This is a genomic window from Rhizobium sp. AN5, from assembly GCF_900215255.1.
GTDB lineage: Bacteria > Pseudomonadota > Alphaproteobacteria > Rhizobiales > Rhizobiaceae > Agrobacterium > Agrobacterium tumefaciens.
On sequence record NZ_OCMJ01000001.1, the window covers coordinates 54,342 to 73,986 of the forward strand.

Below are 19,645 nucleotides of genomic sequence, written 5' to 3' on the forward strand. Positions count from 1 at the left end.
GAGCCTCCTAAGTAATTGCTTACTTAATTTATAGCGCAAAAGTTTGAGGAAGCGCATCAGGTTGCGCGCGAACCATCTTCTTCCCTCTTCGCAACCCAGGCTGCGAAGGCATTGTCGGTGTCCGGCCCTGCATACTGCACTGCCTTCTGAACGCCGGCCATCAGCGCCGAGCGTTCATTCTCCGGGTAGTCGGACAGGTTCTTGACGGGGCAGGGATCCTCGGGGTGGAGCTTGGCCCACTGCTTGCGCATCTCGGCCAGGAAGCCAGCGGCTGCAAATTCGAGCCGCTGTCTGTTGGTCACGTTCACGGGACGGGTCACTTTCTTTTGATCAGTGCCGCACCTTGCTGGCCGTAAGGGTCGCAAAGTCGATCACATCAGGATCAGAGGCGATGTCGATGAGCGTCTGCATAAGCTGCGGATGACCGGCCGCGAAGGCGAGGGCGAATAACTTCTTACCCTGCTCAAGCATTGCCCGGTCCTCGTCGTTGAGGTGTTCATTGGGCTGCAGTAACCGATTGCGATCATAACCAAACGTCAGCGCCTGCACGGCGCCGTTTTTCTTAAGGAGCAGCGCAACGTCTCCTTCTTCCACGATCTGCGTGCCCGTAATCTGTTCGGCAGCTAGAAAGTTGTTAGTATTAGACATAAGGTGCTCACTCCGTCAGATGCATTCTATTTCAACCAGAAACTGCGTGTTTCTTCTTTTAACTTATAGCTAAATCAACGAGGAAGCGCACTGATCCCTCGTTAACCGTCCGAACTTCTTGTCCATAAAGAAGTTGCAAACCGGCAGATATTCGGCTTAAAGCTGAGCCATAATCTCCACTTTGACGCGTTTCAAGGGCCAGGGCTGGTGATTGGGGTTGAACGGAGAAAACAGATGCTAAGGAATGACTTTGACGCGAACGTAAACGAACTCAAGGCCGCGGTAGTCGGCGCAATGGAGACGCATTTCAAGGAGCGTCGGTTCACCTTCGACGTAGGGCGCTTTCTCGCGGAGACGCAGGTTGATCTGGACCTGTTTCTACGCGAAGCATATTTCCTCGGCGCCGAGGTATTTCCGATACAATCACCGCAGCAATAAAGAAAAGGCCCGCTTGTGACGGGCCTTTTTGTTATTTCTGGAGTTTGTCGAGATCGCGCTGCAGGTCAGCGGGACTGACCGGTGTGCAGACGTAGGTCCGCGACAGGATCGGTCGACCCGTGGCAGCATCGACAGTCGCCGGCGGCTGGTCATTCAGCGTCGTAGCTCGAAAGTTGCATTCTTTCTGATCCACTATGCCTTGAACGACAACTTGGGTCTCGGGCGCTTTGCCACCGCCAAGGACCATCACCAGAACTACCATCCATGCTGTGTTCATATACATGCCCTGCATTGTTCGTTTAGAAGCGATCTTGGTAACGAACTGGGGCGAAACAGACAAGACATTGCAACCAAAAACCTTGCTCTAATATCGGCACCTGAAGGCGACGTAGCTTGACAGCTCCGTAGCGATCCCGGATCTCGCTTCTCGACGTGCTTAAATGTATCTCACGACAGCGTGGATAGCGGTAGGCGATTCAAAATTCACAACATCACCGTGCATAAAGTGGTTGACTCTCGGCGCCGAGTGTAGGAATTTTGTCCTACGGAACATAACAGGAACGGACGGAATGACCCACATGGAATTCTATCAGCATACCGAAGGTTTGCGACAGGCCATCACCGGAGCGATCACAGTATATTTGGCGAGGAATGATATCCCATTCTCCCAAGAAGCCTTCGTAGAACAATCCTCTACCGAGATCGAGGAACTTTCCAAAGGCGCGCTGTTTTACGGCGCCGAGGTCTTCCCGGACGCACCCGCGGCATCCTGACGCCACTGCTTTATCAGCTTCTCCTTCTGGCCCTGGACATAAGCGGCATCAAACTTTGGATGCCGCTCCCAGAACTTGAGCTTCCGCTCACAAATCAGGATCTCTTTCTCGACCGAGGCACGCTCTTCCCGCGTGCCCTTGACGGCTACGAAGTTGAGGAACAGATAATTGGAGTAGTGGCGCAGATAGGCTTCCGAGCCGTTCATCTTCCATACGTCGATGTCGGAATGGGCGCGCGGCGCAGTATCGCTGTAGAAATACATTTGAGATCTCCGTCTCGTTGCTGACAGAGATAATTTCGCATGTTCGATCGTGGATATCGGGAGGTGCTTGACGGAAAGCGCCGGGCGACACATATTAGCGGAGTGGGCCAGGAGCGCTAACTCCTGACCCGTTTACCTTACGAGACGAATAAGACCCGCACTCTCACTGTCCAGGTGGTGCGGGTTTTTCGTATCTCAAAGGTGATACTCAATGGCACAAGCCACATCATATCTCTCCTATCGTAGGCGAGGGCACTCGCTGGGTGCTGGTGCGGCCCATCCTCACCAGCGCGCGCCTGGACCTCGCGCACACTGCTTTTCGCCTTCGATTCGATCACTTTAGCAGCATCTATAGCGGATGTCGGCAGGTTTACTAGCGGGACCCGGCGCGGGGTGCGCATACGACCTTCGAACCGGGCCTGAGCATATTCAACTCCTTTTTGACGACCGCGGCGACCAGCCGGCATTCGTCGCGGCTCGTAAACACAGCATTTGCGCGCTTGATATCGGGCTCTGGACCCGTGAAGTTGAAAATCAGCAGGATTGTGGTGATCTTGAGCATGTTGTGCCTCCTTCTAACCAGAAAAGCCCGCACGAGGCGGGCTTCTCCAGTCGACTGCGGGATCCGCGGTTACTTGATCGCGTTGAAGAACGGGATCGCAGAGTTCGGCGTCATCGTGGTCGGCAGTTCGCCCTTCCACTGCAGAGCCTTCTGGTATTCGATCAGGTTCGGGTTGGCAGACAGAGCGTCGGACTTGGCCTTGATGGCAGCAGCGTCGGCTTCGCCGATAAGGCGATTACCTTCAGCGACAGCCTTGGAGTCAGCAAGCTTGCCGGCTGCGTTGGCTTCTGCGACCGCGAGCTGGCTATCAGCCTGGGCCTGCGCATTCGTCACCGCAATTTCAGCGTTGATCTTCGCCTGCAGCGCCTTCTGTTCGAGCTTCTTGACCTCGACCTCCTGGGTCATCTTGGCTTCGATATTGTCCTCGTAGCTATCCGGCAGCGAGAAGTTTTCGATCTGCGCCGAGAGGATCTCGACAGGTCCATCGATGTTGCGGATGCGCTTGGTGAATTCGGCGCCAAGCTCGGCGCGCTTCTGGATCGCGGTGTCAGCGGTGAACTGTCCAAAGACCGTTTCGAGCGTTTCACCGACGCGACGCGTGACCATCTGGCTCACTGCCTGTTCGACAGTGCCGTAGCGGGTATAGATCTCCAGGACGGATTCATTTGCAGGCTTGGCGCGGTAGCCGATCGAAACGCGGTGAACGGTCGCGGTCTGACCATCGCGGGTGTAAGCCTTGATCTCGTCAAAGGTGATCATGCCGTCGCGAAGGGAAACTTCCTTCGTATCGTCGACCCAGGGTGCCTTCCAGTGGAAGCCGGCATCAGCCACACCGGTCACGGCGCCGTTGCGAAGGACGATCGCCTTCTCGCCTTCATCGACAGTGTAGAAGGAGCCGCCTACGACGCCGAGAGCGACGAACAGGGCGATACCGGCGATAATGCCAGAGAAAATCTTTGCGGGGCTCATGGTTATTCCTTGTCTCCTTTAGACTTGTCGGAACGATTGGTGAGAAACAGACTCGTGCGGTAGACGCCAATGGCGAACACGACGAGAAGGACGGCAAAGCCGAGGAACATCGCGAGCTTTCCCATCACAGGAGAGCCTTGATGCCTTCGACCAGGCCGGCGAGGGCGAGAGCGCCCGTGAAGACGATGGCGACGATGACAGCACCGCGGTTACCGTTGTATGCCTTGCCGTCGTGGTTGATGGTGTTCATGTCTTCAGGGCGCATGTCGTTCTCGCTTTCTGTGAACTAAGTAACGACTTACTTATATCGCTACACAGTTTGGAGTGCTGCAGGTAGTGAGCGGCTTATGCAGCCGCCTGCACCTCGGCGTTGACGCGCTGCATGGTCGAAGCGACAAAGCCAACGAGCGACTTGTGGGCGCGATCGGTAATCTGCTCCCAGGACTGGGTCGTGATGAAATCGCCGTTGCGGAAGACGACCTGGAGCTGGTTGTCGATGCCCTCGGGCAGCGCGTCCTCGCGGATGGTTTCGAATTCGCCGTCATTCATGACCACGGCGACACGACCAGCCTTGGAAGACTTCGAGGGATCCGTCGCGGGCTTCTTCTGCACGTCCTGCCAGCCATTTCCGAAGTCGATGGCATTAGCCTTCATGGCGAAGCGCTGATCGTCGCGCTTGTGGGACTGCAAGAGCCCACCACCCATGCCAAAGGCGATATTGTCGATGGAGAAGCCTTCCATCAGCATCCGGGCAACCAGGGCAGCAACAGACTGCGGCGTCATGCCGTCGCCCTGGATGACGCGCACATGCTTGTCGAGAACCTTGAACCCCTTCGAGTTCGTGGTCCCGCCGAAGATATCCCAAAGCTTCTTGATGACCGCAACGGGCGTTTCGACCGGATCGCCGGAGTCAGGACGGATAACGAGCGTGCCGTCGATATTGAGGATCTTCTCCTTGAGCTCGTCGCCGAAGATGTTCTCGACCGCGTTGAACAGGTCGTAACTGTCGGAGACGACCGAGAACAGACCGTGACCGAAGTTGTCGATCATATTGGAGTAGGCATCCGCTTCGCGGTCCTGACCCCAGCTCGTCATGGTCGAATGCTCCGACGCCGGAATGGAGAAGCCGGGCATCTCCTGAGCATCGTAGTAGTGCATCGCGCCCTGAATGGCTTCGAGGGTGTCGGTGCCCTTGAAATTGACCAGGTGAGCCATACCGCCCAGCATCGCGGATTCGCCAGACGAGACTCCACGGGCGCCGAAGTCATGCAGCTTGAACGGGATCTGACCATCCGGATCGTCGGATGAGCGCTTCAGGCCGTCATAGATGATCGCCTTGGTGATGAAGGAGATCGTCGCGACAGAGGTCGGATACCAGATGGCGCGCAACAGCGCGGTTTCGACGAAGCTCGTAAGCCACGGAACCTTCGGGTCGGTGTTCTTGACCTGGATCATCGGCGTGCCGCGCGGAACGAACGAACCTTCCGGCAGAGCCTGAATCTCAATCGGCAGGTAGCCGTCATGATGTTCAAGGATATAGCGCCAGCCTTCCTCGTTGAACGGCAGGCCGTGCTTAAGGCAAAGCTCCTTGGCTTCCACGATGTCCGCTGCCTGAATCGGCATCGTCAGGTATTCCGACAGAAACGCCTGCAAACCGAAGAAGACGGAGAACTGCGGGCGATCCGACTGCTTGCGCGCCTCGATGTAGGAGGAGATGAACTGCGCGCCGGGCGGATACTGGTTGAAATGGGACTGCTTATAGCTGTCCGTGGACAGGATGATGTTCCTCACAGGTAGTCTCCCTTGAGCAAGTTGGTGATGATGGAATGATGGTCTTCGTAGAACTCAGCGGTCGTGAGCGACGCGAAGTCATACCAATCGGCATGAGCCGCATCGTCACCCGCCTTGACGGCCGGGAGTTCCACGTCGGCGGGAATGGCGAACACGAAGGCCATCGACACGATGCGACCGCGGAGAGAGCGGTTCGGGTTGTCACACAGCCACTCGCCGGCGCAGTGTTCCTCAAGTGTCTCGCGATCGAGCCCGGTCTCTTCCATCGCTTCGCGTAGCGCGGCATCGAAGAAGCGTTCGCCCTTCTCGACGAACCCGCCCGGCATAGCCTTCTGACCACGACCGGCAGCCTTGCCGCGCGTGACGAGAAGGATCTTGCCGCGATGAAAGACGAGAGCATCGGCAGCCAGGAACGGACCGTCGCCGTAGGTCTCCTTGTCCTTGGCGAGACCGTCTTTCCAGGCGACCAGATCCTTGAAGCGCGGCGTAAGAGCAAACTCCTTGAGCCAGGTGACGACCTGCGGCGAGCAAGCGTCATGCGGCAGGCGCGGGAGCCGGCGAAGGTAATCGTCGCGGATATCGGACGCGTTGAGCGTGCCGTGCTGAATGTCGATCTGAATATTGTCCCACTGGGGAAACATATTCAGATAGTAAGACGAGGCATCCTTGCCGAAGCCGGCGAGCGCGACCTTGAAGTCGTTTAACCCATGCAGGCGAATGCCACCCTTGTTGGCGTGATTGAGGATCGCATTCTCGACGCCACGGCGCAGGTTCTTCTCCCAATCGTAGTCGTGCTCGTAATCGTAGAGCGGGACCAGGATCAGACGGCCGGTTTCCAGCTCGTGATGGAAAACCCGTGTAAACATCGCTTCGCGATCAGCGAAGGTGAAAGGGTTCTTGGGCGTGGGCGCCATGTGGCTCGAACCAACAACGACGATCAGGGTTTCAACACGCTCAAGCGCGCCGCGAATGACGGCCTCGTGGCCCAGATGAAGAGGCTGGAAACGGCCGATGAAGACGCCGTAGTGAAAGTCGCGCATCAGTGGATGCTCCTCGAAAAGCGGAAGCTGCCCTCGGCAGTCCGGATGACATCGCCGTCGATCTCCTGGATCGGTGCGGAATAGAAGGTTCGGCCATTGAGCGTGCCGCCCACGACCTGCTTGTTGGTGCCGATATCAAGGAAGCGCGCGTTGGTGATCAGACCAAGTTCTTCCTGAACAAGCTTGACTGCTGTTGGCGGCATTGTTCCTCACTAAGTAATTGCTTACTTATGTTATAGCGTGAAGAAAAAGGGAGCGCTGCGGATGATGAGCGCTCCCTTGTTGATGTTAGTAAGCCGCGACGATCTTGGGTGGCGCGATCTTGAAGCCGCGCTCCTTGACCAGGCAATAGACGGCCTTCGCCTTGTCGACGGACTTGTCACCGGTGGCAGCGCCGGCAGGTAGCTTGTAGCAATTCTTACGCACACCCCAGCCCGCCTTGACGGCCTTCATCATATCCGGATCTTCGACGCGGATTTCGCTCGGGTAGCCGTTCTTCTTGAGGAACGGCAGCACCTTCTGCTGATACTCGACCTCGCGGCGCTCGTTCACCTTCCAGTGCGGTTCGCAGCGGGTGGACTGTGCGCCGTAGTCGCGGCACGCAAAGTCCGAAAGGTCGCGATCGTCCAGGGCGAGCGCTTGATTGGAAGCGAAACCAGCAGCGACAATCAGGCCGGCGAGAAGGAGAGACTTGACGTTCATTTGAGACATACCTCGTTGTTTGCGTTTCGATAATTACTTATCGCGCATTCTGAGTTGGACTTCGGCAGGGGTCTTTCGGGTTACGCAGCCTCTGCGGGCTGCGTATCCTTCTTGGGCTTCTTGCCCTTGTGCCACTTCATTTCGCCGGCCATGATCGAGCCACGCGGAAGAATCCGGTCGGCAATCTTGGCGAGTTCGAACTTTTCAATCTGAGCTTGCACCTGGCTTGCGTTCTTGTAGGCGCTCGGCAGTTCGGATACGTCCGGATCACCGGTGTAGAAGCGGACATCAAGGCCGGCCGTTTCACGATCCATGATCGCCTTGATCGCATTCGGGCCCAGACCGCGCGTGTCGCCGAACTCTTCCATGAGGCGCTTGATATGCGCCGTGCGGGAGAGATTGCGCCCGGCACCATGCGGTGCGAACCCGAGAGCGTTCTCGTTGTTCTTGTGCTCGGCGATCAGGATGGGCTGTGCCATATTCATCGGGATCAGCGTCAGACCCTGGTCATCCTTTGAGAAGCCCTTGAAGGACGGCGTTGCGCCCTTGGCGTGGTAGAACAGCCCGTCGGAGCGCTGAAAGACAAAATTGTGCTCGTTCCAGAACTGCCCGATGATCTGATTACCGAGCCGCTTGGCGACCAGGTTGTGAATGGCGAAGTGGTTCATCTTCGTCCAAAGGCGCAGCGCCTGAAGAGCCTGCCAGTAATCCTGGCCCACCTGGCTATCCGCCTCGATCCAGGCATTGTGCAACGGGATCCTCGGGGCGACGATCCGCGTATGGCGCTCGGCTGCAGCCTTGCCCCGCTTGTAGAGCTGACCGCCCAGCCCACGAGAGCCATGATGAGTAACGATCGCCATCTGACCGGTCGATTCCAGCTCGCCCACGTAGAAGAAGTGATTGCCGTCACCCTGGGTCATGAAGTGGTGGATGGCGTAATCCTCCAGCCCTTTCAAGAACGGGTTGGCTTCGAAACCGTTGACCAGGCTCACAAGATCCTTGTGCTGACGAACCTCAGACGCCGTGCGCTTGCCGACGCCGAAGTGGGTCGCCTTCATGGCGATATCAAGCACATAATCGACCGGCGTGTCGCGCTTGAAGACGGAGATCGCCATCGAGCAGCAGATGTCGGCCGAGTGGAAGCCCGGATGGATCGCGTTCTTGGTCGCAACCACGCCACCAACAGGAATCGTGCCTATCGCAGAGCCTGACGGGCAAGCGTCAGGCATGACTGCGCCGCGCTCGATAGTCGGAACGCGCATTAGCGCATCCATGTGGGCGAGGACGCCGGCGACGTTCGCCTTCTCGTCGTCACCTTCCGGCTCGATGAACTGGCCGAACGGAATGTTGTTGGTTCGCAGCGGCACACCTTCCTCGACAGCCTTGGCTGCCTGGAGCGGAAACAGCGCCTGAATGATCTCCTTGTCGGTCTTGCCGTCCTCGCGGAGCTGGCGAGCCAACGGCAGCGCTTCCTTGAACCATGCGCCAGGCTGTAAGCCCCACGCGACGAGCGTCTTGCCCGAGATATTACTCATTTCCTCTTTCCTTCCTTCTCACGGCGCATGGCTTCCTGGATCTTCTCCAGCACCAGCTTCCGGTGGTCGTAAAAATCATCCGAGTCGGTGCGAACTCGCCCGAGCTTAGGGTCGTATTGACCGATCTTCGGGAACATCAGCCTACGTGCTCGTCCCAAGTCTTGTTGAAGCGGCAGTTCGATGGCATACCGGCGAACATTGGCTCGATCTGCGAGCGCTTGAAGCCGGCGAGACCACAGCCGATTGGCGTGATGTCGAACGTGTGCTCCGGGTGGTCCTCGGCGAAGCGCAGGAATTCCTGCACGGACTTCTCGATCTCGACCAGGCCACGGCTGCGGATGCGCTCGTCCTTGGTGGCGATGCCATAGGACTCGCCCTGCAAACCTTCACCTTGCAAGAGAATTGCGCCCTTGTTCTTGAGAGCATAGAGCGCGGCACCGGCGCCATGCCGGCCGGCGAGGTTCGAGCCAAATACGAAAATGTCGGCCATAAGACTTTCCTCAGATAGGGTTGACGTGGGCAACGACGTTCACGCCGTCGGGCGTGTGCCATCTGATCGGACCCGCTAGATTGCTTTCCGGGACCAGGAAGATTCTCGCGTCCTCGCAGGTCGCGTCTTCGGGCGGTTCAGACGAAAGAACACCTTCGAAGCAGCAAGCCCAGCCAGAGCAGAAGTCAGTGGCTTTCCAGGCTTCAAAGGCCTCTGCGGGTGTCTCGGCGCGCACAAACAAATTCAGGCTCTCGCCGTCATTGTCGTGGGCGCAGATGAAATAGAGGTTCATCGATACCTCCTCATGTCGCCGAGGATCAGCACCAGGCGCGGGTTCTCAGTGATCTGTGGCTCCGAATAGGCGCTGTAGAAGCACTCCACGGCCTCTTCCGGACTGTCGAAAATTTCATAGAACTCCTCGCGAGGATCTTCGGTCGTGCGGTCGATACCCTCGTAGCTGTCGTAAATGACTGCGTAGAAAGGCAGGCCTTCGTGTCCGTGCTGGAAGGCCGCGATCGCCAGGCGCAACCGTGCGAAGAAGCGGTAGAGCGCCTTAGACATTGATCTTCTCCTCGATGAGAATATCAATTTCGTCGTCTGTCAGACCCTGGACGCGCCCATTGCAGGCGATCTCCACGAGCGCGGGCGGAATCATGGAATTGTCCTGCCACAACCGAAGCGCAGCGATGACTGTGTCACGCTCGGGGCCGGTAAGGGCGATCGTGTCGGTGGGCGTGATGCTGCGAAGACGACCCCTCTCAGCGAACAGGCGCTCTTTCTCCGCGTCCAAGCGCTTGATCAGGTCTGCAACAGCGGGATCATTCTCCGGACCTTCCTTCGCTTGGCATAAGCGGCAGATGACGGCTGATATCACCAGGTCCAGTTGCTCTTCGGTAAACTCGATCTGCATAGAAATCTCCCTTCGCTAAGTAATTACTTACTTAGCTTTATAGCGGTGGCATCGACGGGGTGCATCAAGTCGTGAGCGGACGGCGATAACAGGAAACTCGCCGTCCGTTACCTACGCAGTTAGTCGGGTTAGCTTGCGGCAGGTGCCGGCACCAGGCTGCGCAGACGCTCGGCAATCTTGCTGTCCGAGCGGAGCGTAAGCGTCTGCCCGGAGCGATCAGCGATCTTGACCGTAGCGAAGAGGTTCATGATCTGACCTGACTGCGAGCGCGCGGTGCCTTCGCCAAGGCCGGAAGCCTTGTAGGCGCCGACGACATCAGCCGAAGTCATCGAGCCCTTGCTGTCGAGCAGCTTGAATGCCACCATCACGTAGACGGACGGCTCCTTGCCGACGGACAAAGCGGTGAACAGGTTGTCGAACTTCTCGGCGACCTTTACCTGAGCCGGCAGGAGCTTCATGGTCGTCTCACGGGCGGTCTTGAGGTCTTCGTCCGACATCGTGGACGGGTCGCCCGAGAGCACGAAGAACTCGTCGGCCACCTTGGAGATATCGCGAGGCGTGCGCGTCACGCCACTGGATGCTGCCTTACGCTCGCCCTTGGCCTTCGGCCGGACGGCTGCAGTCGGCGCCGGCAATTCGGTCGTGGTAACGGAAGATGACTTCTGCTCCTCATAGATTTCGTTCTTGGCGAGCGCCAGGTCGAGATCGGCGAGCTCCTCGCTTTCGAGGACGGTCGGCGCGACCGCGGCTTCTTCCGCTGCTTCGAGTTCGGCTTCGTCTTCCGGCGTTGTCTCGTAGATCACGCCTTCTTCCTCACCCTCGGACTGAATGTCGAGGTCTGCGAGAACGGCGTCGAGTGCGTCGAGGTCTGCGGTATTCGGCATGGCGTTTTGCTGGATCGTTGCGAGTGCGGTGCTCATCGCTGCATTCCTTTCTAAGTGACTGCGTTACTTGATGAATTTGTTATAACGCAGTCACTATTGGGATGCGGCAGGATCGTTACGCAGCGAGTGCGATCCCTTCCATCTGAGGCAGGGCGAAGAAGCCCCAATCGAGACCGCGGTAGAAGCAGTCCATCATGATATCCACGTCATAGGCCGCGGCATGTGCCCTGGTCGGGTCGTAGTCGACGCCGCAGGCAAAGGCGAGTTCGCCAAGGCGGGGCTTCTTGCCGTCGCTGCAAGCCCAGACGCCATCGACCATCGTGTCGATCCAGGGCTTCTCGGTCATGGTGAGACCGATGCGCTGCATTTCGCGTTCACCGAACGGCTTGTCGAAGTCATTGCCGTTGTGGGCGACGATGAAGTCGGCGCGCTGCAGGATCGCATTGATCGTGGGAGCCACCGCGTCCCAGGTGGGCTGTCCGATCAAGTCGGTCGCCGAGATCCCGTGAACGCGCTGGGCGTCGGCTGCAATTGAGCGCTGCGGGTCAATGCGCTGCTCGAAGCTCCAAATCTTCTGTCCACCGCGATAGAGCCCAATGTAGGCTTCGATGATGCGGTGATCGGGCTCGTTCTTGCCCGTCGTCTCCCAATCGAGACCGGCGATAATTGGAACATAGGTCATGGTCGATGCCTCGGATTAGTCAGCGCCGCCTCAAGCATTTCGAGGGCGATGGCGCGATTGATGTGTTGGCCGCGACCGTGGTGGTAACGTGCAACCGTGCCGGTCGGCAGATGCGTCACCTGGACGCCGGTGAGAGTGCGGGCAACACGCATACCCTTGCTCGGATAGGCGTCGTAAACCTCGATCTTCAACTCGTCGTAGGGAATGATGGTCGCGTGGGTCATACGTGCTTCCAGGTCTTGCCGTTGATGATGTTGATGACCGTCGAGCGCGAGACGCCATAGGTCTTCGCCAGCTCTTCCGGAGTGTTATCGTTTGCGGCCGCGCGGATCTTCATCACCTGGTCAGCGGTGAGCTTGGCGTTCGAGTTCGCGGAGCCGCGTCCGGTCTTCAATCCCGTGCGATGGGCGTGTTTCTCGTTGTCCGAGCCCGTCGACCATTCGAGGTTCGAAGCCGCGTTATTCTCCTTGTTGCCGTCAATGTGATTGACCTGCGGCAAGTTGAGCGGGTTCGGATGGAAGCGCAGCGCGACCACCCGGTTGACCAGGACCGACTTGGTGTAGCCGACATAGGTCATGTTGAAGTAAACCCGGCCGGACTTCTTGTGGACCTGCTGCGTGACGACAGAGTAGCCCTTCGACCGGTCGACGACGCCCTTGTCGTCGGCCTTGTTGGCGCGACGAATGGTGCCGTCTTCCGAGACGATCAGATAGCCGCTCCGGATCGCGATCAGGATCCAGGTGTCCTTGGGGAACTTCTTGCTCAAAGATGCTGGTCCTTGTGAAGGCTGGAGAACAATTCGCCGTCCTTCGTCTGGACGGTCATGACGCCAAGACCGGCAGCCGGATACATCTTGGCGATCATGCGGGAGAGCCAGGACAGGATCGAGAGCTTCCACATCTGGCGTTTGGCGATACGGTAGTCCTCGGCCGTCAGCATATTGGACTGGCAGTCCGGGCATTCCTTACCGATCAGACCCTTGTGCAGGCGGTCCACATCTTCCATGTAGTGACAGGCGTCACACACCAGCCTTTGCAGCTTTTCGACGGGCCGCTTCATCACGTATTTCCTTTTCAATGTTTGCCAGCAAATCGCTGATGTCTCGCGGTGCGAGGCCGCTTGTGGAGTCGTAGAGCGAGACCACGATCAGGTAGTATTCCTTGATGGTGAGCCGCCCGGCGTCGTAGAGCTTGGTCCACTTTTCCAAGACCTCCGACATTTTGCGGCCGAGCTCGTCGGCGTAGCTCGGCCATTCATCCTTCTCGATCATGCCTACCTCGACGTATTAAGTAAACGCTTACTTAACTTATAGATCAAGCGAAGACGGAAGTGCGTGGAAATTCGACCGGCGACGAATGGCGTCTTCGTATTCCATCAAGAAGAATTCCTTCGCGGCGTAGGCGTCGAGCATCTGAATCTCATAGGGCGCGACGTGCTTGTCGTCGTGCATCTTACCGGACTGCCATTCTTCATCAGGATGCTTCGGGACGATCTGCTCGGCCTCGGCTGCGCAAACGGCTTCGTCAGCCATCTTCACTTCTTTGGGCAGCGGAAAGATCAGGCCGAAGCGATCGGCGAACGCTTTCTCCCAGCTATCTTCCAGCGGCTTGATGACCGGGTGAATGCGCGGGTCGTGCTTGAGCGGGCGGATCATGTCGCCGGTCACGTATTCGGGACCGTCGTGCAGCAGCGCTTCCAGCTCCAGGTCAGGACGCTTGAGAACGTCGCGGATATAGCGGGCGCAGTAAACGGAATGTTCCGCAACCGAGTAGCTGATCCGCGTCTTGAAACGCTTGTGCTGGGTGGCGCCATTCCAGCGATTGTTCGTCGCCAAGTGGTGCGCAACCACGTTGATGTTGATCTCCTCTCCACGCGGGTCGAACGGGTAAATCTTCCGGCCGTTCGCGGAGTGCATATACTGACCGCGCACCGGCTGACCGTTAGTGAGGGCGGGAGCCGGCGTCGGGGTCATGATGTTGGTGTGGTGATGAACGATTGTCATGAACAACCTTTTCAGGTGTGAGTAAGTAAGTTCTTACTGATTTTATAGCGCGCAATGCGACGGAGAACATCACATTGCGCACGGGTTATTCGAGTGGGATCAGCCGTTCGGCTTCAAGCCACGAGCGTCGAACAGCTTCTTGAGGGTCTTGCGGCAAATATGCAGCTCAGCCTCGATCTGACGGTTCGACTTGCCTTCGGCGTGCAGCACCAGGGCGAGGGTATGCTTTTCGGGCAGTTCCTTCTCGGCCTTGGCCTTTTCGACGACCTTCTTCGACTTCTCGACCTTCTCAGGCGTCGGCTTGGCAGTTCCCTTGCCGATCTTTGACTCAGGGGAGCTCACAGGCTCGCTCGGAGCAGTCATTGCAGCGCTGATAGCGGCCGAGAGATCGCCGCTCGCAGCGGCCTTCTGAACGGCCTTGCTCGGCTTCTTCTGACGCGACAGTTCGACCTCATCCACGCGCTTGCGCAGATCGCGGATCGACACGTCGACCTTCTCCTCGATCACCTCGGGGCGATCATCGAGCGCCTTGGCAACGCCGGAGGTTCCGACATCGGCACGCGCCATCTTCTTCGCACCTTCGACCGGCGTGACGGTGACGTTTCCACCGTAGGCCGAGCCGATGTTGACGATCTCAAGGATCGACGTGTGATTGCCCTTGATCACGTCCGCGAGCAGCTTGGATGCCTTCTCGTGTCCGGTCATCGGCTTGTTGCTGCGCAGCGTCGGGTGAACGTCAGCCGGCAGGACCGCGACGATGTGATAGCCCTTGGCGCGCATCTTGTTCGGCTCGCCGGGCGGCACAGCGATCACGTCTTCCGGCGCGACCTTGACCAGGGTGATGATATCGCCACTGAAGCCGGAGAGGTAGCCGCGCCGTGCGATATGCAAGCCCGTCGAGCATTCGTTGCGCCGGTTCGGGTCGACCAGCTTCTCGTCCATCTGCACGAAGGAGCCGAGCTTCTGCGTCACCTTGCGCGAATGGCAATCGACGAAGCCGTTGGACGTGGACTGCAGCACCTTGTAGGCGACGATCGAGCCGTCATCCGCGATCGGCAGGTCGCCCTTGCTCATGAAGTTGAGCAGCTCCTTGATAGTATGCGAGCGGCTGTCGATCACAGAGGCGATGCGCTCCATGAACTTCTGGAAGCCTGCGGCGTCCTCGCCGTGATTGATCGCATCCATGTAGGGCGTCAGCGCCTCGACACCAGGGATGACCTTGTTGTTGACGACGGCGTGCAGTTCTTCCGGCTCATATTCGACAGCCGGACCCTTGTCCTGCGGAACGTAGCGCGACGACACCGACGGCTTCGTCAGCTCCATGACCGGCGTGGGAGCCGGCGTCGGCTTGACGCTGCCCAGAACGACAGTCGTGGTCTTGGGCTCCGGCTCGCTCGGCGTGCCGCCCAGCAATGCCTTGAGCTGGGAGAAGCGGCCGCGCACGAACCTCACGACGCCGTTGGTCTTCTCCTCGATAGTCTTCTCGATGGAGAAGGTCGCGAGGTCGATTTCCATGTGCTCGCCGCGCTTGAGAGCTTCGACCGTCTGATCGAGGATCTCCTTCGTGCGCTTGGTGTCCTTCTTGAGGTTTAGTTCCTCCCCGTTGTCGAGGAAGAGGGTAACGCCGGAATTAGATGCGATGGCGCTGAGGATCTTTACCTTGCTCATGCTGCCTCCTTGAGGGCGGTGGTGTTGGTGTTGGCTGCGGACTTCTTGGCGGACTTCTGCTTGGCGCGGCGCTGCAGGAACTTGATCGTTTCGATCAGATCGTCGGTGAACTGATCGCCCCACTCGGACACCCGCTCATTGAGGAACCAGGCGCCGCAGATCGGATTGAGGTAGCGGAAGTGATCCTCGGCCTTGGAGATGCTCAGCGGCTTGAAGGTCTTGCCGCACGCCTTCTTGAGGCCGTCCTTAGCCTGGGTGACGATGGTCTTGGTCTCGTCCGACATGGACTCAGCGCTGGAGAGGAAGTCCCAGATCAGCTTTGCTTCCTGATGCAGCTCGCCGGGATTTGCCCGGTCGGGGAACAGGAGCTTGGCAATCCGGGGTTCCTTCTTAGCCAGCTTGAGCGCAGCCTCGACGGTCGAGGCGTGATAGGCGCTGCTACCATCGCGGATGAAACGGTCGTGCCGGATGGTCTCGCCGTAGACGACCTCGCGCTTCTTGGTGAGTTCGACCAGGCGGGCAGCCAAGACCTCGTGCAGGTTGCGGCAGCCGGCCTTCTTGAGCTTCTCCTCCTGGCCCTTCGTCGTGATGAGCGCGGTCTTCGGATAGAGCTTCATGATCTGGGCGCGGTATGCCTCGTTGAACGGCATCCGGGCGATCTCGTCGCGCTGCCAGGTCATCATGTAGAAGGACGGATCCTCGCAGGACGCCGGATGGTCACGGTCGCGGCTCTTGTCGCTGATGTCTTCCAGGATGAAATACTTGTCGGCGCTGGTCTTGCGCACGGCAGGCTTGCGATTTGCCTTGGCCTCCTCGTAATCGAACAGCTCCAAGCTGATCTTGAAGTGGCCGCACAGTTCCTGCAGACGCTTGAGGTTCTTCTCGGTCCACTGGCGCATGACCATGCCGGGCACGTAGGTATTCTTGTCGTGGCCGTAGAACTCGCGACCCTTGAGCGCGAGCATCGGGCGCAAGTCGCGCATGTTGCGGGCAACGCACAGCACCGGATAGACGTGCCCCGAGCGTTCGTATTCGCCGATCCGCTTGGTCTTCGGTCCCGGATAGTCGTGGCGATGCCTGTAAATGTCGAACAGCATCAGCTCCTTGAGCAGGCCCATCTTCGACGCGATGCGCAGTGCCGCCGTAGAGGTGCGCTTGAAGTGCAGCTCCTTCGCATTGCCGAAGTTCTGCGGAGCGCGCCGGTAGAACCGGCGATCGTCGCGGAACATCTTCTGGGCGATCTTGTAGAGCTTGCGGCGCGTGTCGATGCCGATCCAAACGTGGTGATGACCGTGCGTGGAGACCGCGTGGTCGGCGATCATATCGGGCGTCGACAGGATTCCTGCCGGGTAGTCGCTGCGCGGGCTGATATAGTCGTCCAACTGCAGACGGCTGCGGCTCTCAACGATCGAGGTGAGCAACCGCATGGTAGCGGGATCCAGCGCCCGCGTGATCGTCTTGATCGCCTTGTTGAGCAGGCGGTTCAACGTCTCGTCGGTGAGCGGCGAGAACGACAGCGCTTCACGCGACGGCGTGACGCCGATCGAGTTCGGAGGCGGGATCAGCACCAGGATCGAGTTCGTGCCACAAAGATTGATCGCCTCGACGGCGAGCCGGGTCATGGCGTCGTCAGTGTTGGTCAGCGGATACATGACCGTGCCGTAGAGGACGTAGACGCGGCCTTCGTTGAGCCCGATGTTCGGGATGACGCCGAACTCGTGCTTACGGGCCTCGGTGAAGTCGAAGCGCTCAAGCGGCACGCCGTTCAAGGTAGCAAGCATTCCGCCCTGCTTGACGACAGCGCGAATGTGGTTTTCGAACTCGTAGCGGTCCTTGGGCTGCTGGATCGGGATCGTGACCGTCAGACCGGTTTCGGTCGAAGCGGTGCGGAACATCTCGCGCATTTCCGGCTTGCCGTCGGTCGCGACACCACCACGGGAGATCGCATGGACGGTCTTGAGGCCGTCGTGCTGGTTGACGATGGTGAAGTGGTCCGTCACGGCGAAAGGCGCCTTGGATCCGAGGCCGAAGCCGCCCGTCTGGTTCTCGTCCTTGACCTTGGTGGACTTGCCGTAGATGCAATAGATCGGGTGCAGCAGCTCCAGCGGAATGCCAGGCCCGAAGTCGCGGATCTTGATCTCGGTTTCAGTGACCGTGATTTCGACCGGAACGTCGGTCTTGCCGACCATAATGTGTGCATCCCAGGCGTTGCAGATGGTCTCTCGCATCGCCGCGCGCTTCTTGTCGCGGTAAATCTTGTCGGAGAGGAGGGCATAGAGCTCAGCGGAGTCGTCCATGCCGAAGGCTTTGGCCTCGCCACCGCCGATGACGGCATGTGTGTCGAGTTCTGCGATCGTTGAAACCTGCATTGTCGTCGTCTCTCCTATGTAATTGCTTACTTATCTCGTTATAGCGAATGACGCGTTGGAGTGCGTCAGGTGACGAGTGGATAATCTGGTTGGGGATTAGAGGAGTCGAACCTCAACCTTGTCTGACTCGTCAGCCAGTTGCTCTGCCCTGAGCTAATCCCCAACATGGACACGATTTGACGAAGGGTGCCTCTTAGTTCCGGGATCGAACCGGCACACCCGTTTGTAACTGGCCTCGGACGGAGCAGGGAGCGCTGCTGTGGTCGCGATTGCTCTCGTCTAACCGCGCCGCCGAAGATGCACCAGCGTCCGATTATGCCTCGTCAATTCGAGGATTATTCCCCTAAGCCGGCCTTGTCGGCACTTGCGTAACTCCAACCCGTAAAGGTCTTGCGGAGAATGCGGGGATGCCTGGGCTAAATCTACCTCCCAGGCTGAATCGGAGCACCCTTCGTCAAAAAGATGGCCGGGAGGCAAGGAGTCGAACCTCGACCGCTGCCCTCCATAGGCAGTGCTCTGCCCTAAGCTACCTCCCGGTATTTATGGTGGTGATGAGCTCCTATACCCCTCTGGCCGACTGCCAGTGATATCCGCGGTGTCAATCGCGGCCAGGGCTCCTAAGAGCTCATCACCGAAACGTTTCCCCGTTCATCCGGCCTATCAGATGGCTACTTTCGCAGCGTCCACGATCTACCCAGCGCTAGACTCAGGCGGTGGCGGGGCTTGCCTTGCGGAGCGGTGTTCAGACTCCACAAGTTCGGCGCACTTCGTTGCCCATTCGGGCGAAACTGGAGATCCGGGTCGGATTCGAACCGACGAGTCCAAGAAAGGAACGGGATTTGCAGTCCCGCGCGTTCGACCACTTCGCTACCGGATCGGATGGGCTGGGACGCCAGCGACTAGGCACTGGTCTGGACCGCGGCTCCACCCTACTACCTGGGACGCTAACGCGCGCCAGGCCGTCCCAACTCGTTGAATTAACGTCCCTGGGAGTAGAAAGGACGAAACACCTCCCAGGGACTCGCCGGGTCGCTACTCCGGTGAACAGGCGATAGGCGTGGGTTATGACGCCTCGTTTTAAGTCGCCGCTTGCGCGGCTTGATTAGCATCGGGAGCGTGGAGTCGAACCACGACCGCGGATTTCAAGCCCGCCGCACTGCCCTGTGCTACTCCCGCATATCGACCCTAATCAGTTCTCGCTCTGCTGATTACCCGATGCGTTCGGGACCGTCTGGGCAAAGGTGGAGCCCGATGCTGTCGAGGCGGCTTCAATGATCGGCCACACACCGGGCTCCTAGACGCCAACCCGACGGCTGTCGGCGTCTATTCGTCAACCCTTACAGGCCGAAGCGAACTTCGCGGCCGCGAGGAACGATACCGCCCTGGTGAAAACGACCACCGCGGCCGGCGATCGCAGCAGCGAGAACGGAAGCGATGCCGGCAGCAGCAGCGAAGGCGTTCTCACCACCGACGTTGTAAGCTTCGTGGCCGCGCTTCAGCAGCGCCTTGAGATCGTCGTGATCGAGGTCTTCGTCATCGGCGATCGCAGCGAGGTCTTCGCGAAGGCCCTTCAGGAGCTTCTTCTGCGCCTTCACGGCCTTGTAGCGCTTGTCGATGTCGGCCTGCATGTTCAGGACTTCGCCGATAAGATGGCGCTTTTCGGCGACACGCTCGGCTTCGACGCGTTCGGCTTCGATGCGCGCGGCTTCTGCGGCAGCTTCTTCGCGTTCCTGCTTGATCGAGTTGAGCGTCGGGTCGATCTTGACGACGGTTGCGACAGCGGTATCAGCGGCCTGATTTTCGTAGGTCATGGGTAGTTCCTTTCGGTTGCGGATCAGATCAAATTCAGCGTCAAGCACCCGACAAAGATGATGGAGGCAGCGCAGACGAGGTGTGCGAAACTAATGCTCATCTGCGCT

30 protein-coding genes and 4 tRNA genes are annotated in these 19,645 nt (G+C 58.7%); 2 read left to right on the top strand and 32 right to left on the bottom strand.

The genetic code is table 11. From position 1 onward, the window contains the following. Window positions 1-56 precede the first annotated feature (56 nt). Both CRP02_RS00360 and CRP02_RS00365 read right to left on the bottom strand, forming a co-directional pair. Complete coding sequence (locus tag CRP02_RS00360; protein WP_143539287.1) at window positions 57-308, bottom strand: hypothetical protein; 252 nt, start codon at window positions 306-308, stop codon at window positions 57-59. Window positions 309-330: 22 nt separating this feature from the next. Further along, complete coding sequence (locus CRP02_RS00365; protein ID WP_097169827.1) at window positions 331-648, bottom strand: hypothetical protein; 318 nt, start codon at window positions 646-648, stop codon at window positions 331-333. A gap of 234 nt (window positions 649-882) precedes the next feature. Here CRP02_RS00365 and CRP02_RS27690 point away from each other — a divergent pair, with 234 nt between their 5' ends. Next, a complete protein-coding gene (locus tag CRP02_RS27690; RefSeq protein ID WP_097169828.1) occupies window positions 883-1,086 on the top strand; it encodes a hypothetical protein in 204 nt (67 codons plus the stop codon). A 31-nt stretch (window positions 1,087-1,117) separates the two neighbouring features. Here CRP02_RS27690 and CRP02_RS00375 read toward each other — a convergent pair whose 3' ends face one another. Next, complete coding sequence (locus CRP02_RS00375) at window positions 1,118-1,363, bottom strand: hypothetical protein (protein ID WP_143539288.1); 246 nt, start codon at window positions 1,361-1,363, stop codon at window positions 1,118-1,120. A 292-nt stretch (window positions 1,364-1,655) separates the two neighbouring features. Between CRP02_RS00375 and CRP02_RS00380 the strand changes: the two genes are divergently transcribed. Beyond that, window positions 1,656-1,859: a hypothetical protein gene (locus tag CRP02_RS00380; RefSeq protein WP_143539289.1), complete on the top strand. Its 204-nt coding sequence runs from the start codon at window positions 1,656-1,658 to the stop codon at window positions 1,857-1,859. Here CRP02_RS00380 and CRP02_RS00385 read toward each other — a convergent pair. From CRP02_RS00385 to CRP02_RS00505, 29 genes are all read right to left on the bottom strand, one after another. Beyond that, the gene (locus CRP02_RS00385; RefSeq protein ID WP_097169831.1) at window positions 1,817-2,122 is read right to left on the bottom strand and encodes a hypothetical protein; all 306 of its coding nucleotides are present in this window, start codon (window positions 2,120-2,122) and stop codon (window positions 1,817-1,819) included. The genes CRP02_RS00380 and CRP02_RS00385 overlap by 43 nt on opposite strands. A gap of 373 nt (window positions 2,123-2,495) precedes the next feature. Next, a complete protein-coding gene (locus tag CRP02_RS00390) occupies window positions 2,496-2,684 on the bottom strand; it encodes a hypothetical protein (protein ID WP_097169832.1) in 189 nt (62 codons plus the stop codon). 69 nt (window positions 2,685-2,753) lie between these two features. Then, complete coding sequence (locus CRP02_RS00395; protein WP_097169833.1) at window positions 2,754-3,653, bottom strand: prohibitin family protein; 900 nt, start codon at window positions 3,651-3,653, stop codon at window positions 2,754-2,756. Between the two features lie 2 nt (window positions 3,654-3,655). After that, window positions 3,656-3,778, bottom strand: coding sequence for a hypothetical protein (locus tag CRP02_RS27750; RefSeq protein WP_323455289.1), 123 nt, complete (start codon window positions 3,776-3,778; stop codon window positions 3,656-3,658). Further along, window positions 3,778-3,918 carry a hypothetical protein gene (locus tag CRP02_RS27380; RefSeq protein ID WP_179783888.1) on the bottom strand — a complete coding sequence of 47 codons (141 nt, stop codon included), beginning with the start codon at window positions 3,916-3,918 and terminating at the stop codon, window positions 3,778-3,780. The genes CRP02_RS27750 and CRP02_RS27380 overlap by 1 nt, the downstream gene beginning before the upstream one ends. Window positions 3,919-3,998: 80 nt before the next feature. Next, window positions 3,999-5,444 carry a nicotinate phosphoribosyltransferase gene (locus tag CRP02_RS00400; RefSeq protein WP_097169834.1) on the bottom strand — a complete coding sequence of 482 codons (1,446 nt, stop codon included), beginning with the start codon at window positions 5,442-5,444 and terminating at the stop codon, window positions 3,999-4,001. Next, window positions 5,441-6,484: an NUDIX domain-containing protein gene (locus CRP02_RS00405; protein ID WP_097169835.1), complete on the bottom strand. Its 1,044-nt coding sequence runs from the start codon at window positions 6,482-6,484 to the stop codon at window positions 5,441-5,443. Before CRP02_RS00405 ends, CRP02_RS00400 begins: the two co-directional genes overlap by 4 nt. Beyond that, the gene (locus CRP02_RS00410) at window positions 6,484-6,687 is read right to left on the bottom strand and encodes a hypothetical protein (protein WP_097169836.1); all 204 of its coding nucleotides are present in this window, start codon (window positions 6,685-6,687) and stop codon (window positions 6,484-6,486) included. The genes CRP02_RS00405 and CRP02_RS00410 overlap by 1 nt, the downstream gene beginning before the upstream one ends. Before the next feature lie 85 nt (window positions 6,688-6,772). After that, window positions 6,773-7,186, bottom strand: a complete 414-nt coding sequence (locus CRP02_RS00415) for a hypothetical protein (RefSeq protein ID WP_097169837.1) — start codon at window positions 7,184-7,186, stop codon at window positions 6,773-6,775. Window positions 7,187-7,266: 80 nt separating this feature from the next. Next, entirely contained in the window at window positions 7,267-8,721 is a 1,455-nt protein-coding gene (locus CRP02_RS00420; protein ID WP_179783889.1) for an RtcB family protein, read from the bottom strand. After that, window positions 8,718-8,858, bottom strand: a complete 141-nt coding sequence (locus CRP02_RS27385; RefSeq protein WP_179783890.1) for a hypothetical protein — start codon at window positions 8,856-8,858, stop codon at window positions 8,718-8,720. The genes CRP02_RS00420 and CRP02_RS27385 overlap by 4 nt, the downstream gene beginning before the upstream one ends. Continuing rightward, the gene (locus tag CRP02_RS00425; RefSeq protein ID WP_097169838.1) at window positions 8,858-9,211 is read right to left on the bottom strand and encodes a hypothetical protein; all 354 of its coding nucleotides are present in this window, start codon (window positions 9,209-9,211) and stop codon (window positions 8,858-8,860) included. Before CRP02_RS00425 ends, CRP02_RS27385 begins: the two co-directional genes overlap by 1 nt. A 10-nt stretch (window positions 9,212-9,221) precedes the next feature. Further along, entirely contained in the window at window positions 9,222-9,503 is a 282-nt protein-coding gene (locus tag CRP02_RS00430) for a hypothetical protein (protein WP_097169839.1), read from the bottom strand. Further along, on the bottom strand, window positions 9,500-9,772 hold the full coding sequence (locus CRP02_RS00435; RefSeq protein WP_097169840.1) for a hypothetical protein: 273 nt from the start codon (window positions 9,770-9,772) through the stop codon (window positions 9,500-9,502). Before CRP02_RS00435 ends, CRP02_RS00430 begins: the two co-directional genes overlap by 4 nt. Then, entirely contained in the window at window positions 9,765-10,121 is a 357-nt protein-coding gene (locus CRP02_RS00440) for a hypothetical protein (RefSeq protein WP_097169841.1), read from the bottom strand. The genes CRP02_RS00435 and CRP02_RS00440 overlap by 8 nt, the downstream gene beginning before the upstream one ends. 128 nt (window positions 10,122-10,249) lie before the next feature. Continuing rightward, window positions 10,250-11,041, bottom strand: a complete 792-nt coding sequence (locus CRP02_RS00445) for a hypothetical protein (protein WP_097169842.1) — start codon at window positions 11,039-11,041, stop codon at window positions 10,250-10,252. 79 nt (window positions 11,042-11,120) lie between these two features. Further along, a complete protein-coding gene (locus CRP02_RS00450) occupies window positions 11,121-11,687 on the bottom strand; it encodes a 3'-5' exonuclease (RefSeq protein ID WP_097169843.1) in 567 nt (188 codons plus the stop codon). Beyond that, window positions 11,684-11,911 (bottom strand): peptide chain release factor-like protein, encoded by a 228-nt coding sequence (locus CRP02_RS00455; protein WP_097169844.1) that lies wholly within the window; start codon window positions 11,909-11,911, stop codon window positions 11,684-11,686. The genes CRP02_RS00450 and CRP02_RS00455 overlap by 4 nt, the downstream gene beginning before the upstream one ends. Then, window positions 11,908-12,453, bottom strand: coding sequence for an HNH endonuclease (locus CRP02_RS00460; protein WP_179783891.1), 546 nt, complete (start codon window positions 12,451-12,453; stop codon window positions 11,908-11,910). The genes CRP02_RS00455 and CRP02_RS00460 overlap by 4 nt, the downstream gene beginning before the upstream one ends. Next, window positions 12,450-12,746 carry a hypothetical protein gene (locus CRP02_RS27390; RefSeq protein WP_179783892.1) on the bottom strand — a complete coding sequence of 99 codons (297 nt, stop codon included), beginning with the start codon at window positions 12,744-12,746 and terminating at the stop codon, window positions 12,450-12,452. Before CRP02_RS27390 ends, CRP02_RS00460 begins: the two co-directional genes overlap by 4 nt. Next, the gene (locus CRP02_RS00465) at window positions 12,706-12,957 is read right to left on the bottom strand and encodes a hypothetical protein (protein ID WP_097169846.1); all 252 of its coding nucleotides are present in this window, start codon (window positions 12,955-12,957) and stop codon (window positions 12,706-12,708) included. The genes CRP02_RS27390 and CRP02_RS00465 overlap by 41 nt, the downstream gene beginning before the upstream one ends. A gap of 36 nt (window positions 12,958-12,993) precedes the next feature. Beyond that, a complete protein-coding gene (locus CRP02_RS00470; RefSeq protein WP_097169847.1) occupies window positions 12,994-13,689 on the bottom strand; it encodes a hypothetical protein in 696 nt (231 codons plus the stop codon). A gap of 99 nt (window positions 13,690-13,788) precedes the next feature. Beyond that, entirely contained in the window at window positions 13,789-15,357 is a 1,569-nt protein-coding gene (locus CRP02_RS00475) for a hypothetical protein (protein WP_097169848.1), read from the bottom strand. Beyond that, window positions 15,354-17,726, bottom strand: a complete 2,373-nt coding sequence (locus CRP02_RS00480) for an ATP-binding protein (protein ID WP_097169849.1) — start codon at window positions 17,724-17,726, stop codon at window positions 15,354-15,356. The genes CRP02_RS00475 and CRP02_RS00480 overlap by 4 nt, the downstream gene beginning before the upstream one ends. Before the next feature lie 86 nt (window positions 17,727-17,812). Then, window positions 17,813-17,889, bottom strand: a tRNA-OTHER gene (locus CRP02_RS00485). 300 nt (window positions 17,890-18,189) lie between these two features. Continuing rightward, a tRNA-Pro gene (locus CRP02_RS00490) sits at window positions 18,190-18,262 on the bottom strand. 253 nt (window positions 18,263-18,515) lie between these two features. Then, a tRNA-Cys gene (locus CRP02_RS00495) sits at window positions 18,516-18,603 on the bottom strand. 229 nt (window positions 18,604-18,832) lie between these two features. Then, window positions 18,833-18,902, bottom strand: a tRNA-Ser gene (locus CRP02_RS00500). Window positions 18,903-19,063: 161 nt separating this feature from the next. Then, window positions 19,064-19,537: a hypothetical protein gene (locus CRP02_RS00505; RefSeq protein ID WP_097169850.1), complete on the bottom strand. Its 474-nt coding sequence runs from the start codon at window positions 19,535-19,537 to the stop codon at window positions 19,064-19,066. Between the last annotated feature and the right edge of the window lie 108 nt (window positions 19,538-19,645).

Coding starts and splice junctions, on each gene's coding strand:
- CRP02_RS00430 (WP_097169839.1), bottom strand. CDS start 9,503: ATGAACCTCTATTTCATCTGCGCCCACGACAATGACGGCGAGAGCCTG.
- CRP02_RS27380 (WP_179783888.1), bottom strand. CDS start 3,918: ATGCGCCCTGAAGACATGAACACCATCAACCACGACGGCAAGGCATAC.
- CRP02_RS00470 (WP_097169847.1), bottom strand. CDS start 13,689: ATGACAATCGTTCATCACCACACCAACATCATGACCCCGACGCCGGCT.
- CRP02_RS27390 (WP_179783892.1), bottom strand. CDS start 12,746: ATGAAGCGGCCCGTCGAAAAGCTGCAAAGGCTGGTGTGTGACGCCTGT.
- CRP02_RS00505 (WP_097169850.1), bottom strand. CDS start 19,537: ATGACCTACGAAAATCAGGCCGCTGATACCGCTGTCGCAACCGTCGTC.
- CRP02_RS00420 (WP_179783889.1), bottom strand. CDS start 8,721: ATGAGTAATATCTCGGGCAAGACGCTCGTCGCGTGGGGCTTACAGCCT.
- CRP02_RS00425 (WP_097169838.1), bottom strand. CDS start 9,211: ATGGCCGACATTTTCGTATTTGGCTCGAACCTCGCCGGCCGGCATGGC.
- CRP02_RS00390 (WP_097169832.1), bottom strand. CDS start 2,684: ATGCTCAAGATCACCACAATCCTGCTGATTTTCAACTTCACGGGTCCA.
- CRP02_RS27690 (WP_097169828.1), top strand. CDS start 883: ATGCTAAGGAATGACTTTGACGCGAACGTAAACGAACTCAAGGCCGCG.
- CRP02_RS00445 (WP_097169842.1), bottom strand. CDS start 11,041: ATGAGCACCGCACTCGCAACGATCCAGCAAAACGCCATGCCGAATACC.
- CRP02_RS27385 (WP_179783890.1), bottom strand. CDS start 8,858: ATGTTCCCGAAGATCGGTCAATACGACCCTAAGCTCGGGCGAGTTCGC.
- CRP02_RS00475 (WP_097169848.1), bottom strand. CDS start 15,357: ATGAGCAAGGTAAAGATCCTCAGCGCCATCGCATCTAATTCCGGCGTT.
- CRP02_RS00450 (WP_097169843.1), bottom strand. CDS start 11,687: ATGACCTATGTTCCAATTATCGCCGGTCTCGATTGGGAGACGACGGGC.
- CRP02_RS00380 (WP_143539289.1), top strand. CDS start 1,656: ATGACCCACATGGAATTCTATCAGCATACCGAAGGTTTGCGACAGGCC.
- CRP02_RS00455 (WP_097169844.1), bottom strand. CDS start 11,911: ATGACCCACGCGACCATCATTCCCTACGACGAGTTGAAGATCGAGGTT.
- CRP02_RS00365 (WP_097169827.1), bottom strand. CDS start 648: ATGTCTAATACTAACAACTTTCTAGCTGCCGAACAGATTACGGGCACG.
- CRP02_RS00395 (WP_097169833.1), bottom strand. CDS start 3,653: ATGAGCCCCGCAAAGATTTTCTCTGGCATTATCGCCGGTATCGCCCTG.
- CRP02_RS00465 (WP_097169846.1), bottom strand. CDS start 12,957: ATGATCGAGAAGGATGAATGGCCGAGCTACGCCGACGAGCTCGGCCGC.
- CRP02_RS00410 (WP_097169836.1), bottom strand. CDS start 6,687: ATGCCGCCAACAGCAGTCAAGCTTGTTCAGGAAGAACTTGGTCTGATC.
- CRP02_RS00405 (WP_097169835.1), bottom strand. CDS start 6,484: ATGCGCGACTTTCACTACGGCGTCTTCATCGGCCGTTTCCAGCCTCTT.
- CRP02_RS00480 (WP_097169849.1), bottom strand. CDS start 17,726: ATGCAGGTTTCAACGATCGCAGAACTCGACACACATGCCGTCATCGGC.
- CRP02_RS00385 (WP_097169831.1), bottom strand. CDS start 2,122: ATGTATTTCTACAGCGATACTGCGCCGCGCGCCCATTCCGACATCGAC.
- CRP02_RS27750 (WP_323455289.1), bottom strand. CDS start 3,778: ATGGGAAAGCTCGCGATGTTCCTCGGCTTTGCCGTCCTTCTCGTCGTG.
- CRP02_RS00440 (WP_097169841.1), bottom strand. CDS start 10,121: ATGCAGATCGAGTTTACCGAAGAGCAACTGGACCTGGTGATATCAGCC.
- CRP02_RS00415 (WP_097169837.1), bottom strand. CDS start 7,186: ATGAACGTCAAGTCTCTCCTTCTCGCCGGCCTGATTGTCGCTGCTGGT.
- CRP02_RS00435 (WP_097169840.1), bottom strand. CDS start 9,772: ATGTCTAAGGCGCTCTACCGCTTCTTCGCACGGTTGCGCCTGGCGATC.
- CRP02_RS00375 (WP_143539288.1), bottom strand. CDS start 1,363: ATGAACACAGCATGGATGGTAGTTCTGGTGATGGTCCTTGGCGGTGGC.